General features: G+C 61.8%; 20 protein-coding genes and 1 other RNA gene. 10 read left to right on the forward strand and 11 right to left on the reverse strand.

The genetic code is table 11. The features are described from left to right. Window positions 1-62: 62 nt before the first annotated feature. The gene (locus DH08_RS26115) at window positions 63-323 is read left to right on the forward strand and encodes a DUF2312 domain-containing protein (protein ID WP_006204859.1); all 261 of its coding nucleotides are present in this window, start codon (window positions 63-65) and stop codon (window positions 321-323) included. Between the two features lie 379 nt (window positions 324-702). Here the strand turns inward: DH08_RS26115 and DH08_RS26120 are convergent, their stop codons facing one another. Beyond that, the gene (locus DH08_RS26120) at window positions 703-1,026 is read right to left on the reverse strand and encodes a hypothetical protein (RefSeq protein WP_192182018.1); all 324 of its coding nucleotides are present in this window, start codon (window positions 1,024-1,026) and stop codon (window positions 703-705) included. Window positions 1,027-1,463: 437 nt separating this feature from the next. Between DH08_RS26120 and DH08_RS26125 the strand changes: the two genes are divergently transcribed. Both DH08_RS26125 and DH08_RS26130 read left to right on the forward strand, forming a co-directional pair. Continuing rightward, on the forward strand, window positions 1,464-3,641 hold the full coding sequence (locus tag DH08_RS26125) for a TonB-dependent siderophore receptor (RefSeq protein ID WP_192182019.1): 2,178 nt from the start codon (window positions 1,464-1,466) through the stop codon (window positions 3,639-3,641). A gap of 110 nt (window positions 3,642-3,751) precedes the next feature. Beyond that, window positions 3,752-4,198 carry a hypothetical protein gene (locus DH08_RS26130; RefSeq protein ID WP_192182020.1) on the forward strand — a complete coding sequence of 149 codons (447 nt, stop codon included), beginning with the start codon at window positions 3,752-3,754 and terminating at the stop codon, window positions 4,196-4,198. 56 nt (window positions 4,199-4,254) lie between these two features. Here DH08_RS26130 and DH08_RS26135 read toward each other — a convergent pair whose 3' ends face one another. After that, complete coding sequence (locus DH08_RS26135; protein WP_192182021.1) at window positions 4,255-4,764, reverse strand: arsenate reductase ArsC; 510 nt, start codon at window positions 4,762-4,764, stop codon at window positions 4,255-4,257. Window positions 4,765-4,980: 216 nt separating this feature from the next. Here DH08_RS26135 and DH08_RS26140 point away from each other — a divergent pair, with 216 nt between their 5' ends. Then, window positions 4,981-5,325, forward strand: a complete 345-nt coding sequence (locus tag DH08_RS26140; RefSeq protein WP_192182022.1) for a hypothetical protein — start codon at window positions 4,981-4,983, stop codon at window positions 5,323-5,325. Window positions 5,326-5,462: 137 nt separating this feature from the next. Here the strand turns inward: DH08_RS26140 and msrB are convergent, their stop codons facing one another. The 5 genes from msrB to DH08_RS26165 form a co-directional block, all read right to left on the reverse strand. Then, entirely contained in the window at window positions 5,463-5,867 is a 405-nt protein-coding gene (msrB, locus tag DH08_RS26145) for a peptide-methionine (R)-S-oxide reductase MsrB (protein ID WP_192182023.1), read from the reverse strand. A gap of 103 nt (window positions 5,868-5,970) precedes the next feature. Continuing rightward, window positions 5,971-6,768, reverse strand: coding sequence for an MBL fold metallo-hydrolase (locus DH08_RS26150; protein WP_192182024.1), 798 nt, complete (start codon window positions 6,766-6,768; stop codon window positions 5,971-5,973). A gap of 19 nt (window positions 6,769-6,787) precedes the next feature. After that, window positions 6,788-7,978, reverse strand: coding sequence for a vWA domain-containing protein (locus DH08_RS26155; RefSeq protein ID WP_192182025.1), 1,191 nt, complete (start codon window positions 7,976-7,978; stop codon window positions 6,788-6,790). Window positions 7,979-7,986: 8 nt separating this feature from the next. Then, window positions 7,987-8,433 carry a GNAT family N-acetyltransferase gene (locus DH08_RS26160; RefSeq protein WP_192182026.1) on the reverse strand — a complete coding sequence of 149 codons (447 nt, stop codon included), beginning with the start codon at window positions 8,431-8,433 and terminating at the stop codon, window positions 7,987-7,989. A 241-nt stretch (window positions 8,434-8,674) separates the two neighbouring features. Beyond that, complete coding sequence (locus tag DH08_RS26165) at window positions 8,675-9,514, reverse strand: AAA family ATPase (RefSeq protein ID WP_192182027.1); 840 nt, start codon at window positions 9,512-9,514, stop codon at window positions 8,675-8,677. Between the two features lie 146 nt (window positions 9,515-9,660). Between DH08_RS26165 and ssrS the strand changes: the two genes are divergently transcribed. From ssrS to DH08_RS26190, 5 genes are all read left to right on the forward strand, one after another. Then, a non-coding RNA gene (gene ssrS, locus DH08_RS26170) (6S RNA) lies at window positions 9,661-9,816 on the forward strand. A 138-nt stretch (window positions 9,817-9,954) separates the two neighbouring features. Next, window positions 9,955-10,536: a 5-formyltetrahydrofolate cyclo-ligase gene (locus DH08_RS26175; protein ID WP_192182028.1), complete on the forward strand. Its 582-nt coding sequence runs from the start codon at window positions 9,955-9,957 to the stop codon at window positions 10,534-10,536. A 62-nt stretch (window positions 10,537-10,598) separates the two neighbouring features. Continuing rightward, a complete protein-coding gene (locus DH08_RS26180; RefSeq protein WP_192182029.1) occupies window positions 10,599-11,048 on the forward strand; it encodes a DUF3592 domain-containing protein in 450 nt (149 codons plus the stop codon). 197 nt (window positions 11,049-11,245) lie between these two features. Then, the gene (locus DH08_RS26185; protein ID WP_192182030.1) at window positions 11,246-12,070 is read left to right on the forward strand and encodes a TIGR00282 family metallophosphoesterase; all 825 of its coding nucleotides are present in this window, start codon (window positions 11,246-11,248) and stop codon (window positions 12,068-12,070) included. A gap of 71 nt (window positions 12,071-12,141) precedes the next feature. Then, window positions 12,142-12,909 carry a TerC family protein gene (locus DH08_RS26190; protein ID WP_006200155.1) on the forward strand — a complete coding sequence of 256 codons (768 nt, stop codon included), beginning with the start codon at window positions 12,142-12,144 and terminating at the stop codon, window positions 12,907-12,909. A gap of 13 nt (window positions 12,910-12,922) precedes the next feature. Here the strand turns inward: DH08_RS26190 and DH08_RS26195 are convergent, their stop codons facing one another. From DH08_RS26195 to DH08_RS26210, 4 genes are read right to left on the reverse strand one after another with little or no spacing between them, the layout of a single operon-like run. Beyond that, on the reverse strand, window positions 12,923-13,390 hold the full coding sequence (locus DH08_RS26195) for an SRPBCC family protein (protein ID WP_192182031.1): 468 nt from the start codon (window positions 13,388-13,390) through the stop codon (window positions 12,923-12,925). A gap of 27 nt (window positions 13,391-13,417) precedes the next feature. After that, a complete protein-coding gene (locus DH08_RS26200; RefSeq protein WP_192182032.1) occupies window positions 13,418-13,780 on the reverse strand; it encodes a hypothetical protein in 363 nt (120 codons plus the stop codon). A 60-nt stretch (window positions 13,781-13,840) separates the two neighbouring features. After that, the gene (locus DH08_RS26205; RefSeq protein ID WP_192182033.1) at window positions 13,841-14,233 is read right to left on the reverse strand and encodes a VOC family protein; all 393 of its coding nucleotides are present in this window, start codon (window positions 14,231-14,233) and stop codon (window positions 13,841-13,843) included. Window positions 14,234-14,262: 29 nt separating this feature from the next. Further along, on the reverse strand, window positions 14,263-14,745 hold the full coding sequence (locus tag DH08_RS26210) for an SRPBCC domain-containing protein (protein ID WP_192182034.1): 483 nt from the start codon (window positions 14,743-14,745) through the stop codon (window positions 14,263-14,265). 51 nt (window positions 14,746-14,796) lie between these two features. Here DH08_RS26210 and DH08_RS26215 point away from each other — a divergent pair, with 51 nt between their 5' ends. Beyond that, entirely contained in the window at window positions 14,797-15,120 is a 324-nt protein-coding gene (locus DH08_RS26215) for an ArsR/SmtB family transcription factor (RefSeq protein ID WP_192182035.1), read from the forward strand. Window positions 15,121-15,142: the final 22 nt, after the last annotated feature.

The following is a 15,142-nucleotide window of genomic DNA, read 5'->3' on the forward strand; positions in this document are numbered from 1 at the left end:
CGCTCGAATTTGCCGCGGCGAGAATCGCCTGAGCGCGGCGCCGAAAAGACGCGGAGAGAAAGATGGCCGACGACATCACCGAGACCAGCCAGACTGTTGCCGCCGGCCAGTTGCGCGCGTTCATCGAGCGCATCGAGCGGCTCGAGGAAGAGAAGAAGACGATTTCCGACGACATCAAGGAAGTGTTCGCCGAAGCCAAGGGCACCGGCTTCGACACCAAGGCGATGCGCTCGATCATCCGGCTTCGGAAAAAGGATCAGGCCGAGCGGCAGGAAGAGGAAAGCATCCTCGACCTCTACAAGGCCGCTCTCGGCATGGTCTGAGACCGGTCCGCTTTTCCGTGGAGGGCCGAGGCTTTTCGTCCCCTTCCCGCGGTTGCCGGCTTCTAGAGCAATTCCAGGAAAAGTGCGTAGCGGTTTTCCGTCCGGAATTGCGTAAAAACAAATACTTAGAGTGGGGCAGCGATTCTATCAAAAGCTGAACCGCTCTAGGCTTGAGCCGATTACCTTCGCGCATGACCCGCGCGGAATGGTCTCCCGAGCCTTCGAAGCGCGCTGTCGCGCCGGAGGCCACAGGAAGGGGCTATTCCGGCGATAGAGTTGAGTCAGGCGCAGATCTCGGCGAGTTCTGCCAGGAGCATCTCTGGACTTAGCTCCAATGCCCTACTTCAAAGTAGCCGCGGCACGTGTTCAAATTCCATGTTCACCAGCCGCCACGGCTGGTGCCTGGACTTTGGAAGGAGCATGCGGGATGGCAGGTCTCTGGCAATTCGCATCGGCAGCGCTTGCTGCATCGGCGCTCATGGCATTGACGGCGCAGGCAGCGCCGGTTTTGCCGCAAGCGCCGGCAAATCTCTTCGCAGGAGGGCGATATCATCCTTGTCGGCACGAAATCCGTATCGACTTCGAAATCGTCCAGCTCGTCGAAATCGACGTCGAAGAGCTGCTCCGGCGGGTCTTGCAGCAGTGACAGGGATCGCGACCGCGACAGAAGTACAAACGGCAGCACGTCGACCAGCACCAGCACCTCGACGAGCTCGTCCAGCAACTCGAATTCCAATTCGAACTCGAACTGATCGAACCCGCCTCAACGCTCCAGAGCCTTGTCGTGACGGCAACGCTTGGGAGACGGCCAGCGGGGCCTGAGTGGCGATTTCTATTGTCTTAGCGTTAGCTCGCTAAGCTGAATCGTCGCGCGAGGGTATCGCGCGCGGGCAGCCGATGCCGTTTGGATCTCGGCGCCCACCTTGGGCTGGCGGCCGACGTCGTCGGTTGGCAACATGCCCTTCCTTCGGCATCTTTCGTCACCCCGCCAGGGGTACATTTTCCCTTCCCATATGCCCTATGACCGGTTGACTAAGAAACATGACTCTCCCAGTCAACATTGAACTTGACTCAAGTAGTCAACAATTAGCGGTCCGGTGACCGCCGTCCGCGGCGGCCGAAGCAGTGGGGCATATCGAAATGGCATTTCATCGTGGTGGCGACGTGGCTGGACGTGGCGGAGTCCTTTACCGGAGAAGGCTGATCGCCTGCCTGTCGACGCTGCTTTGCGCAGGTCATGCGGCGGCGCAGGAAAGCGGCGCTTCCGCATCGGGCGGCACGACGGTGCTGGAGCAGATCACGGTGAGCGACAAGGCCGCCCAAAGCGCATCCGAGGATGACAGCAAGACGGTCGTCGCCAAGCGCAGCTCCGGCGCAACCAAGACCGACACGCCGCTGATCGAGACGCCGCGCTCCGTCTCGGTGGTGACGCGCAAGGAGATGGAGCAGCGCGGCGCACAGGACATCATCGAGGCGGTCCGCTACTCGGCGGGCGTGACCACCGGCGCCTATGGCTTCGATCCGCGTTTCGACCAGATCTACATTCGCGGCTACAGCACGACGACGATCGGCGATTACAAGGACGGCCTGCGCCAGCCATACATGAACTACGGCACCTTCCGCACCGACCCCTATTCGCTCGAGCGCGTCGAGGTGATCAAGGGGCCGGTGTCCGTCCTCTACGGTGCCGGCACGCCCGCCGGCATCATCAACAAGGTGTCGAAACTTCCCACCGAAGAGAAGATCCGCAAGGTGGAGCTGCTCTACGGAACGCAGGACAGGGCGCAGGCCGCATTCGATTTCAGCGGCCCGGTTCAGGAGGGCAGCAACGATTTCCTGTACAGGGTCGTCGGCCTGGCACGGAACGGCGAAACCAATTTCGACATCGCCGACGACCGCTATTTCCTTCAGCCTTCGCTGACCTGGTCTCCGGATGCCGCCACGTCGTTTACGATCTATGGGCTGGTGCAGGCTGACGAGACCGACACCGACGTCGGCGCCGTGAAGGACCCGTCGGGAAAGATTCTCCAGCTGCGCTCCAGCGATCCGGACTACGATTACCAGAAGGTGCGGCAGCAGCAGATCGGCTACAAGTTCGAGCATGAGTTCGACGGCGGCATCACGTTTCGACAGAACCTTCGCTATTCGCATCTGGACCTGAGATCGCGCTATCTCGGCATCTATGACTGGACGGGCACCGTCGCCCATCGCGGCGCGAGCTCGATCCGCGACGAGATGAACGTCTTCCAGGCCGACAACCAACTCGAAGCCAAGTTCGACACCGGGCCGCTGGCGCATACAGTGCTCTTCGGTCTCGACTATACGAACGTGACGTCTTCCTTCGGCTACGGCTTGGACTTCGTCACCAATCCGGCCTACGACTTCGACATCGCCAACCCCACCTATGGTGTCTCCGGCCCGACGCCGGATTACACTTTCATGCAGTCCGACGCGGATCTGCGCCAGACCGGCCTCTATGTGCTGGACCAGATCGAAATGGACAAATGGCGCTTCACGCTTGGCGGCCGCCAGACCTGGGTCGAGCAGACCCGCGTTCAGCTTCTGAGCGACGGCTCCGAGGATGTGAAGAAGGACGCTTTCAGCGTCCAGGCCGGCGCCCTCTATCTGTTCGACAACGGCGTCGCGCCTTTCGCCAGCTATGCGACCTCGTTCGAGCCGATCAACAACCAGTCGGCGTCGGGCGGCATCCTCAAGCCACAGGAAGGTGAGCAGTTCGAACTGGGCGTCAAGTACCAGCCGCCGGGAACCGATATGCTGCTCTCGGCGGTCGCCTATCATCTTGTTGAGAAGAACAAGCCGGTCGTCGTCGACGCCAATCTGGGGACATACCGTTCGCTGGGCGAGGTGACCAGCAATGGTCTGGAGCTGGAGGCGCGCGCCGCCATCATGAACGGGTTGGACGTAGTCGCCGCCTACACCTACAACCATGCCGAAATCACCGCAGGCGACGGTGTCGGCAATGCGCCGGCCGTCACGCCCGAACATGTGGCGACCCTCTGGGCGAACTACACGTTCGATCAGAGTTCGACCGTTTCGGGCCTGTCGGTGGGGGCCGGGGTGCGGTTCCTCAGCGAGACCTATACGGACACCGCCAACACCAGCAAGAATGACGCGGCCTTCTATCTTGATGCCTCCGCATCCTATGATTTCGGCGCCATCGACAAGAAGTATGACGGCGTCACCGCGGCCTTTGCCGTCCGCAACATTGCCGATGATCGCGCGACGGTGTGCAACGAAGGCTATTGCTATCTCGGCCAGGGCCGCAACATGACCGCGTCCCTGAAATACCGCTGGTAGGTTCCGCGCTCCCAGGCGATGGCCGGGCGTGACCGTTGCATGTCAGCATAATGGTGTGATGTAAGGCAGCCTCGGCTATCCATGAGGCTGCAACGAGCATCGAACCAACCATGAGCGAATTCGATTTCGGCGCCCGCCGCGGTTCGGAATTCCGGCATCGCTGCTTCTGGGCGCTGTTTGCGGAACGGCATCCGGAAGAAAGGGCCAGGCTGGCCCGGCGCGGACCCTGGTTCTGGCAGCGCGGGCTGCCGGACTTCGCACTGGTCCTTTCCATGTATGTCGCGCCGGCGCAGAACCATGCCGGCGTCTTCTTCGGCCGCAATGAGAAGTTTGGCGCCACCGAGGTCTGGTCGCGGCTGAAGCCGTTCCAGCCGGCGATCGAAGACAGGCTGAAGCTCAGGCCGGAACAGAGTTGCCAGGGGCTCGGCATCAATTCGCTGTGGCGCGTGAACTGCTTTGCCGAGGACAATTGGCCGGCGATGGCCGACTGGCTGGTGACGGAATGCTCGCGCTTCGAGCGCGCTGTGACCGAAGTGCTTGGCAGCGACGGCTCGTGAATCAACTGCCGCTATCCCGACGGGATCGCGATGGCCACAAACGGGGTTTGGCCCGGTCAGTTCGGCTTCGACGTATCGCGGCCGATCTCGTCCAGATGGTTTTGCAGCGTCAGATGGTCGAGCGCGTCCACAGGCAGGTTGGTGAACAGCGAGATGCGGTTGTTCAGCATGCGATAAGCATCGGCGAAGGCAAGGTGCATCTCGGCGTCGGTCCCCGCCGCCTTGGCCGGGTCTGGTATCGCCCAGAGCGCCGTCATCGGATGACCGGGCCAGATCGGGCAGGTCTCGTTCGCGGTGTTGTCGCAGACCGTGAAGACAAAGTTCATTTCCGGTGCGTCAGGCGCGGCAAACTCGTCCCAGCCTTTCGAGCGGGCAAAACTCGTATCGTAGTTGAGGCTTCCCAGCAGTTGCAACGCATAGGGATTGACCGTGCCCTTCGGCTGCGAACCGGCGGAGAAGGCCTTGAACTTGCCGGCGCCGATCCGGTTGAGAATGGCCTCGCCCATGATGGATCGCGCCGAATTGGCGTTGCAAAGAAACAGGACGTTGTAGAAATTGTCGCTCATCTCAAGACCTCCCTGGCAGGCGACTGGATGATTGGCCGGCAGTTCCGGCAGGATACCCTTACCTATGATACCAACAAGAGGCGACGTAGGAAGGTTTCACGACGGTTTGATGACAAACGTTCAATTCGAAGGCTCGCGCGTGCCCGATGATCGCCTCGCGTCGACAGGTTTGCTGCGTTCTGCATGTCGGCGGCCTTCAAAAAGAAGACCGCGGCAATGAGTGATCCTGAGCCCTTCGCAGGCGAAGGTGGCAAGGCAGGCCGCACGCTGGGCTTCTTCCGCTCGCGCTGGCAAGGCCTGGTGCCGCTCGACCAGCTGTTCTGGCGCGACCTGGTGCTTGTCGGCACGGCGATCAACATCGCTTTGTCGGTGGTGGCGCTGATCCTGCTCGGGATGAAGCTGTCGCTGGCCGTGGTCCTGGCGGTGCATTTCCTGCCAGTGCCCTACAATATCTTCCTGACCTTTGCCGTCTGGCGGACGGCGGAAAAATCCGGCGGCACCAAGGCTTCGCTGATGATGTTGGGTTCCGCGCTTTGGCTGATCCTGGTCGTCGTGGTCTGACAGGCTCGAATGCCTGTTTACCGGCAAAGAAAAAGGCGACCGAAGCCGCCTTTTTGCATTTTGATCTGCTTGCCGCTCTATCTCTTTGCTCGGACGCATTCCGGACGGAAAACCGTTCACACTTTTCCTGGAATTGCTCAGGCGGCCGGCTCGAATTTCAGCGCCACGCCGTTGATGCAATAGCGCAGGCCGGTCGGCGGCGGGCCATCTTCGAAGACATGGCCGAGATGGCTGCCGCAGCGGGCGCAGTGGCATTCGGTGCGGACCATGCCGTAGCTGCGGTCGATCGTGTTCTCGACGGAGCCCGGCACCGGGTCGTTGAAGCTCGGCCAGCCGGTGCCGCTCTCGAACTTCAGCTTGGATTCGAACAGGGGCTGGTCGCAGCCGACGCAGGAAAAGGTACCGGCGCGCTTCTCGTAGAGCAGGGCGCAGCTTCCGGGACGTTCGGTGCCATGGTTGCGCATGACGGCAAATTGCTCCGGAGTCAGCCGGGCGCGCCATTCGGCGTCGGTGCGGGTAACGGGGTAGGTGTGGGTGTCCATGAAGAATCTCCTCGGCCTTGACGGCTCGTTGTTGATTGCAACCTCATATTCGCACCAAGATAGGCATTTGTTACGGCGTTTGCCCGGATTTTCGATCGCGCTCTCAGGCAATAGCCGCGAGATAGCGCGCGACCGAAGCGGCGAATGCCGCTTTCGCGCCGCCGATGATGTTCTGGCCCCACCAGGCGCCATGGATATGGTCGAACTCGAAAGGTTCCAGCGCCGCCGCGATGCGGCGCACAGCCGTCGCGTTCAGCGGGATGTAGTTCGGGTAGCTGTACATGAAGCTGACATGACGGCGGGTCGGCGTGACTTGCAGGATGTCGCCGGACAGCAAGGCATTGCCGCCGTCGCGCTTCCAGTGCATCACCTGGCCACCAGCAAAGTGGCCGCCGCAGCGGATGAGTGTCAGCGATGGATTGATGGCAAGCCTCTCGTCTTCCCAACTAACGATGGCAGGATGCGGCCGCATGATCCATTGACGGTCGTCGGCGTGGAGATAGATCGGCACGCCGCCAAACGCTTCGCTCCACTCGACCATCACCGAATAATAGTGACAGTGCGAGATGGCGATGGCAGCCAGGCCGCCACGGCGGTTGATCTCGGCCACCGCCTCGTCGCTGACCATCGAGATGCAATCCCACAGCACATTGCCGTGCGGCGTTTGCGCCAGCAGCGCCCGCTGGCCGATGGCGAAGCGCGGCTCGACGCCGAAGGCGAGCACGCCGGCGTCGTCCTTCATCACAAGCCGATGCGTGGCGGCGAGCTCTTCCGGCGTGATCCAGGCCTGGCCCTCCCAGCGCACGAACTGCCGTTCGTCCTCGCAGATCGGGCAGTGTTGCGGCGGCGCATCGCTCGCCGCGAACTGGACACCGCATTGCAGGCAGAGAAAGCAGGTCATGGTGGCTCCGGGAGACTGCTCAGTGCTTGCGCGAAAGCTGCTTCGTCGCGGCCTCGAGCCCGGCCAGCGTCAGCGGGAACATGCGGCCGCCGAAGATGTCGCGGATGATAGTGATCGAATGGGTAAAACCCCAGTTCTTCTGGTTTTCCGGGTTGAGCCAGACGGCATTCGGCCATTGCTGCAGCAGGCGGGCCAGCCAGACGACGCCGGCCTCCGGATTCCAGTGCTCGACCGAGCCGCCGGGGTGTGCGATCTCGTAGGGGCTCATCGAGGCGTCGCCGACTATAATCACCTTGTAGTCCGGCCCGTATTTGTGGAGCAGGTCGAAGGTCGGGATCGTCTCGGCGAGACGGCGGCGATTGTCCCGCCAAACGCCTTCGTAGAGGCAGTTGTGGAAGTAAAAATATTCGAGCTGGCGGAATTCGGCGCGGGCGGCCGAAAACAGCTCCTCGACGCTTCTGATGTGGTCGTCCATCGAGCCGCCGACATCGAAGAACATCAAGAGCTTCACCGCGTTGCGCCGCTCGGGCCGCGTCTTGACGTCGAGATAGCCGTGCTCGGCGGTGGCGTGGATGGTGCCGGGCAGATCGAACTCCTCCTCGGCACCCTCGCGCACCCAGCGGCGCAGCCGCTTCAGCGCGATCTTGATGTTGCGGGTGCCAAGTTCGACGGCGTCGTCGAAATTCCTGAACTCGCGCTTGTCCCAGACTTTGACCGCGCGGCGGTGGCGGCTTTCATGCTGGCCGATGCGCACGCCTTCGGGATTGTAGCCATAGGCGCCGAAGGGCGAGGTGCCGCCGGTGCCGATCCATTTCGAGCCACCCTGGTGCCGGCCTTGCTGCTCCTCCAGCCGCTGTTTCAGCGTTTCCATGAGCTTGTCGAAACCGCCGAGCGCCTCGACCAGTTTTTTCTCCTCGTCGGTCAGGTGCTTTTCGGCCAGCCGCCGCAACCATTCCTCGGGGATGTCTGCGATGTCGACAGCGGCGCTTCCGTCTAGCGCCTCGACGCCCTTGAAGACATGTGCAAACACCTGGTCGAAGCGGTCGATGTGGCGTTCGTCCTTCACCAAAGCGGCGCGGGCGAGGTAGTAAAAGCCCTCGACATCATAGTCGACCAGCCCGGCCTCCAGCCCCTCCAGCAGCGACAGATACTCCCGAAGCGAGACGGGAACCCGTGCAGCCTTCAGTTCGAGGAAGAAGGGGATAAACATGGCGCTATCTACAGCAGATCATACTCGATGAATCCCGTCCGCCGCGCCACATGGTCGTAGAGCTTGCGCGCGGTGGCGTTGGTCTCGTGGGTCATCCAGTAGACGTTCTTGACGCCGATCTTGCCGGCCTCCTGCTTCACCGCTTCGATGAGCGCGGCACCCACGCCCTTGCCGCGCACCTCCGGGTCGGCGAACAGGTCCTGCAGATAGCAATTGTTTTTTTCCGACCAGCAGGACCGGTGGTAGAGATAGTGCGTCAGGCCAACCGCCTTGCCGTCGAGGGTGGCGATGAAACCCTTCGGCTCGAACTCGCCTGCCGTGAACAGCCGCTTCCAGGTGCCGGTGTAGACCTCCTCTGGGAGCTTGGTTTCGTAAAAGGTGAGATAGGCCGTCCACAGGCGCTGCCAGTCGGCACGGTCGGACTGCGCCAAGGGGCGGATGGTGATCTCGGTCATTTCGTTCTCCTCCGAAGCTTGTGGCTTGAAGCTGCCCCGGCGCCCGGTTGGCGGCAACGGTCCAGCGAGGGGATAACCGCTGTCCGGCCGGCCCTTCGCTATGGCTCCCTGCCCTTCGGGCGTTCAGTCCCTTGGAAAGGTCCACTGGACCTTTCGATCCGCCCGAAGGCAGACCGGGTCTTCACCGTTCGTCGCTCGAAAAGCCAAATCGTTGGCTTTTCGTCCGCTGCGCGGACCGCTCCTAACCCTGCCGCCGCGCCATGAAGGCCAGGCGCTCGAACAGATGCACGTCCTGCTCGTTCTTCAGCAGCGCGCCATGCAGCTTGGGCAGGGCGTTCTTCGGATCGGCGCGCAGGTCCTCGGGCGCGATGTCGTCGGAAACCAGCAGCCGGATCCAGTCGAGCGCCTCGGAGGTCGACGGCTTCTTCTTCAGCCCCGGCACCTCGCGGATCTCATAGAACTGGGTAAGGGCGGCGCGCACCAGGCTCTGCTTGATGCCGGGATAGTGCACGTCGACGATCCTGTGCAGCGTCTCGACATCGGGGAAGCGGATGTAGTGGAAGAAGCAGCGGCGCAGGAAGGCGTCCGGCAGTTCCTTCTCGTTGTTGGAGGTGATGATGACGATTGGCCTGACCGCGGCACGGATCGTCTCGCCGGTCTCGTAGACGAAGAACTCCATCCGATCGAGTTCCTGCAGCAGGTCGTTGGGGAATTCGATGTCGGCCTTGTCGATCTCGTCGATCAACAGCACGACCTTCTTGCCGGCAGCGAAGGCCTCCCACAGCTTGCCGCGCTTGATGTAGTTCCTGATGTCGTTGAAGCGGTCGTCGCCGAGCTGGCTGTCGCGCAGCCGCGAAACGGCGTCATACTCGTAGAGGCCTTGCTGCGCCCTTGTGGTCGACTTGACGTGCCATTCGATCAACTCGAGGCCGAGCGCTGCCGCCACCTGGCGGGCAAGTTCCGTCTTGCCGGTGCCGGGCTCGCCCTTGACCAGCAATGGCCGCTCCAGCGCGATCGCGGCGTTGACGGCCACCATCAGATCCTTGTCGGCGACATAGGCCGCCGTGCCTTCGAAACGCATTTTTGCTCCTCGGTTCGATCGAGCCGACCGTAAGGAGGCGGCCTGGTCGGCGCAAGGGTGGGGTGGCGGTGGCGAGGGCCTGAACCCAGCGTGGAAAGAATGTCGTCTCTCTGGCGCTTGGCCACCCATCGGCCTATATTGGGGTTGGCGGTCTGCGCTTCCCGGCAGGAGACACTTTTCCCCGGGGCCTTAACGATCCTTAGGGAGCTGTCCCTGGGAAGACCCGTGGGTTTTCTCACACGGCGCCCACCTACTTTGTAGGCACCCGGGATCGACTTCTCCACCGGTTGTGTGGATCGTCACTCGTTGAAAAGATCATATTTGGCGGATTTTGTCGTCGCGCCGCTTTGTGCGGTGCTCACGAACGAAAAGTTCGCTCCGCTCCTCCAAAACGTCGCTCCTAAAACTCCATCCAAATCTGACCTTTTCTAGCGTCGCGCATGACATCTTCCAAAGAACTAAAAAAACAACTGCGCAAGGAAGCTCTCGGGCGGCGCGATGCGCTCGACGAATTCTGGCGCGTGGAAATCGCGCTCGAAATGGCCGAGACGGCACGCGACCAGTTCGCGGTCGAACCTGGCCAGATCGTCTCCGGCTTCTGGCCGATGCGTTCGGAGGTCGACGTCCGGCCGCTGATGTTCGCCTTGCGCGAGAAGGGCGCAAGGCTTTGCCTGCCTGCCATCCTAGACAAGACCACCATCGTCTTTCGCGAACTGGTACGCGGCACGCCGTTGGTCGAGATGGGCTTCGGCACAATCGGCCCGCATGAAGAGGCCGCGGTGCTCGACCCGGCCGTAATGCTGGTGCCGCTCGCCGCTTTTGACGCGCGCGGCCACCGCATCGGCTACGGCGCCGGCTATTACGACCGCGCCATCGCCAAGCTTGTCGACAAGGGGCAGCCGCCACGGCTGATCGGCATCGCCTTCGACTGCCAGGAGGTGGCACAGGTGCCGGACGAAAACCATGACGTGATCATTCCGGAAATACTCACCGAGAGCGGGCTGCGCCGGTTCGATATATGATGATCTGCTTAACGCGTTTCTAAGACACATCGGATAGTACTTCTGCAATACAATCCGATTCGATGGCAGCAATAGCTATGGTCTTAATGCGTTTCCTCCTGATGCCGTTCGCCCTGATCGCGGTAGTGCTGTTTGCGATGGGATTGCACATCACCGGAACCATCCTGTATCACCAAGCCGCCTGGCATCAGACGGTCGCCACCGTGACGGATGTCGATCCCTACTTTGAAACGAAAAAAAACGGCCTCACGATAGATGGCATCAATGTCGCCGTCACCTATGTGGTTGACGACGCGCCGATGACTTGGTCCGGGAAGGGAAAGGTCATCGGTCTTTATGCGGCGTCCATAGGCGACAAGGTAGAATTGTACTACGACCCTGCCGATCCATCGAACCTCGATACCGCCGCAATGAAGGGCTGGCGCGGTGGGCTGCTGCTCCTTGCCGCCACCGGCGGTTTCACCGCTTTCTATGTCTGGTTCTTCTGGCTACGCCGACGGAACGCGCCGTAGGCGCCGCCTGGCCCGATCGCGTTGCGGGCGCACAGGTGCCGGATGCGAATCACGAGGTGATCTTCCGGAAATACTCACCGAGAGCGGGTTGCGTCGGTTCACGCCGCAATTATAGATACAGGTCAATGGACGCATGATCTTTGCGGAAAGTCATGCAGCTTTTGCTTCACTGACTTTCGGTTCGGGATCACGCATAGATGAGACTTCTCTTCCTCGGCGACATGGTCGGCAAGACAGGACGCACGGCAGTGTGGGAACAATTGCCCGGCCTGATCGCCGACTTCAAGCTCGACTTCGTCGTCGTCAATGGCGAGAACGCCGCCGGCGGCTTCGGCATCACCGAAGAGATCTTTCGCGAGACGATCGCGGCCGGTGCCGACGTCGTCACCACAGGCAACCATGTCTGGGACCAGCGCGACGCGCTTGTCTTCGCGCCGCGCGAAGAGCGCTTCCTGCGCCCGTCCAACTTTCCCAAGGGCACGCCGGGGCGCGGCTCCGGCGTCTACATCGCCAGGAACGGCGCGCGGGTCCTGGTCGCCAACATCATGGGCCGCGTGTTCATGCACCCCGAGTTGGACGATCCGTTCCAGGCCGGCGAGCGCGAGCTCGCGGCCTGCCCGCTCGGCGAACAGGCCGATGCGGCAGTCATCGACTTCCACGCCGAGGCGACGTCGGAAAAGATATGCTTCGCGCATTTCGTCGACGGCCGCGCCAGCCTTGTCGTCGGCACCCATACCCACCAGCCGACCGGCGACCACCAGATACTCAATGGCGGCACCGGCTATATGTCCGACGCCGGCATGTGTGGAGACTATGATTCCTCGCTCGGCATGGACAAGGAGGAGCCGCTCAACCGCTTTCTGTCGAAAGTGCCGAAAGGTCGCTTCGAGGCGGCGAACGGGCCGGCGACGCTGTGCGGCGTCGGCATCGAGATTTCCGACCGCACCGGGCTGGCCGAGAAGATCGCGCCGTTTCGTCGCGGGCCGCGGCTCGAGGAAACCGCGCCGTCCTTCTGGTCATGACATTGATATAGACGCACGCAATACCTAATTGCCGGCGACACCTGCTTCAGATCGTAGAGGGGACGACCTCCATGCAGCTCATCGAATTCCTGGCACCGCATTTTGCCTTTGTCTCCGACCCGACCGCCTGGGTCGCGCTGCTGACGCTGGTGGTGCTGGAGGTCGTGCTCGGCATCGACAATCTGATCTTCATCTCGATCCTGACCAACAAATTGCCGGAAGCGCAACGCGCCCGTGCGCGGCGGCTCGGCATCTCGGCGGCGCTGATCATGCGGCTGGTGCTGCTGGCCACCATCTCGATCATCGTCCAGCTGACGACGCCGGTGTTCACAGCTTTAGGCCACGGCTTCTCCTGGCGCGACCTGATCCTGATCGCCGGCGGCCTGTTCCTGGTCTGGAAGGCGACCAAGGAGATCCACCACACGGTCGATCCCGATGACCACAAGGACACGATGCTCGGCGAGACGCTGCAGATTTCGCTCGCCGGCGCCATCTTCCAGATCCTGCTGCTCGATCTCGTCTTCTCGATCGATTCGATCATCACCGCCGTCGGCATGACCGACGAGATCGCCATCATGTACATCGCCGTGATCGTGGCGGTCACCGTGATGATGCTGGCGGCCGGGCCGCTCGCCGACTTCATCGCCAAGAACCCGAGCATCGTCATGCTGGCCCTGGGCTTCCTTTTGATGATCGGCATGACGCTGATCGCCGACGGCATGGGCTACCATGTGCCCAAGGGCTACATCTACGCCGCTATGGGTTTTTCCGCCCTTGTCGAGGGCCTCAATATGCTGGCGCGGCGGCGGCGGAAGGCAAGGTCCGGCGGCGGGCATTGAGGCTGGCCGGCGCTTAGCTCGCCGGCACACCCTTCGGATGGCGATCGCCGATTAGGCCAAGCGTCAGGCCCTGTTCCAGCCACGCCTTGGCGCCGGCCAGCACGAGCGAGAAGCCGCCGGTCGAATCGATCGCCTGCTTGACCTGTTCGTCACCGCTGCCGGCGAAGCCGAAATTGCGAATATCGAGGAAGGTCGCGTTGTCCGGCATCTCGGTGAAGGTCCAGACCACCGTGGTCGGCGGGTCGCTCCACTGCATGACGATCTTCTTGTCCTTGACGATCTCGTTGACATCGACCGCCGTCGAGACGTCGTACATGCGCCATTCCCACTGAACCGGCTTGCCTGCGTCCAGCCGGCCGCTACCATGGGTGAACCAGAATTTCGTGGTGATCGCCGGGTCGACGATCGCTTCAAACACCTCGGCAACGGGCCGCCTGATCAGCATGGCGGTTTCGGCGGTTGGCGCTTCGCGGATTTCCATGACGATCTCCTTTCAGGGCTTTGGCGTTCACCAGGCGTCCGGTTCGCGCACCATGTGGATGATGCTGGCCGGATTGGCGATCCAGAAGCCACGGAAGCCTTCGCCCAAGGGCTCGATGGCGTCACAGCGCACAATGCCGGCCTTGGCGAAATGATCCGCGGCGACCGGGAAATCGTCGGTGAACAATTCCAGCCAGATTTCAGCCTGGCTCATCATCGGCGCTTCATCGATCCACAGGCGGTTGGGGCCGAGCTCGAAGCCGATTGCCGGCGCCTTGGCGGTGAACGGCTTCAGGCCGACGACATCGCGGTAGAAGGCGATCGTCGCCTCATACTGGTGCGGCGGTACCTTCATGGCGATGTTTACGCCGCCGGTGATTTTCGCGGTCATTGCTGGCTCCACTTCCTAGGTTCAGATGTTGTCGTCATCAGCCGGCGCGGTCCGCGCTCGCTATGACAGGTTGACCTGCCAGGAGACACCGAATCTGTCGTTCAGCCATGCGAAACGGCGGCTGAAGCCATAATTGTCGGGCGGCATCAGGAACGCGCCGTCCTTTGCCATTGTCTCGACAATACGGTTCAGCTCCTCTTCCGAGGAGCAGTCGACATAAAGCGAGACCGACGGCGTGAAGGTGAAGGCATGGTGCATCGGGCTGTTGAAGACCATCACGTCCAGGCCGCCGATGGACACACGCGCCAGCTTGAGCGTTCCTTCCGGGCCATCTTCGCCTGGGCCGTAACGGGTGACGTCAAGGACACTGCTGTCGGGAATGGTCTCGCAGTAGAAGGTCATCGCCGCCTCGGCCTTGCCCTCGAACATCAGGAATGGCGTCACCTTCTTCATGGCAGGCCTCCGTCTCCATCCACGGTCGCTCAGATATTGGTTTCGTTGGCGGGTTCGCCCTTCATCTCGCTGCGGTAATAGCCATCGCGCAAATTGATGCCGTATTCGACATAGGCCTTCATGCAGGCCAGCATCTGCGACCAGCCCTCGCAATTGAGGTAGGATTTTTTCAATCCGACCTCTCCTTCACGCCAGCCGGCCTCTGCGATGGTGACGAAGGTGCCGCCATCGTCCAGCGGCTCGAAATTCATTTCGATGCGCGTCTTGTAGGCCGGCTTGCCGTCGGCGTCGGTAGCGTCCCAACGCAGCACGATGCGGCTGTCTTTCTCGACCTCGTCGACCTCGACGGGCACCGTCTTCCACCATGTCACGGTAGTGCCCGCCACCAGCGGTGCGCTGGCGCCGCCGATGGTGGTGAAGTAGCCGCTGAGCTTGTTCGGATTGACGACCGCGTCGAAGACTTCGGCGACCGGTTTGCCGATGCGTCCGGAAACTCTGAAACCAAGAGACATATCCACAACTCCTTCCTTGCTTGTGTCAACGATATGTTATAGAAATATAACATGTCAAGCCGATCGCAAGATGACAATGTTTTCAAGGCGCTGGCGCATCCGCGCCGGCGCGAATTGCTTGACCAGATGAAGGACGCGCCGCGCACCACCGGCATGCTCTGCGAGGCCTTTCCCGACATGGACCGCTGTACCGTCATGCTGCACCTCAAGGTGCTGGAGGAGGCCGAGCTGATCGTGGCGCGGCGCGACGGGCGCGAGCGCTGGAACCATCTCAACGCGCTGCCGATCAAGCAGATCCACGACCGCTGGATCAGCCAGTATGCCGGCCACGCGATCAGCATCATCGACCGGCTGAAGTCCGATCTCGAGGCGTGAACGGTCGCGGGTCAGGCCCGTC

It is taken from the genome of Mesorhizobium amorphae, from assembly GCF_014843845.1.
GTDB classification, from domain to species: domain Bacteria; phylum Pseudomonadota; class Alphaproteobacteria; order Rhizobiales; family Rhizobiaceae; genus Mesorhizobium; species Mesorhizobium amorphae_A.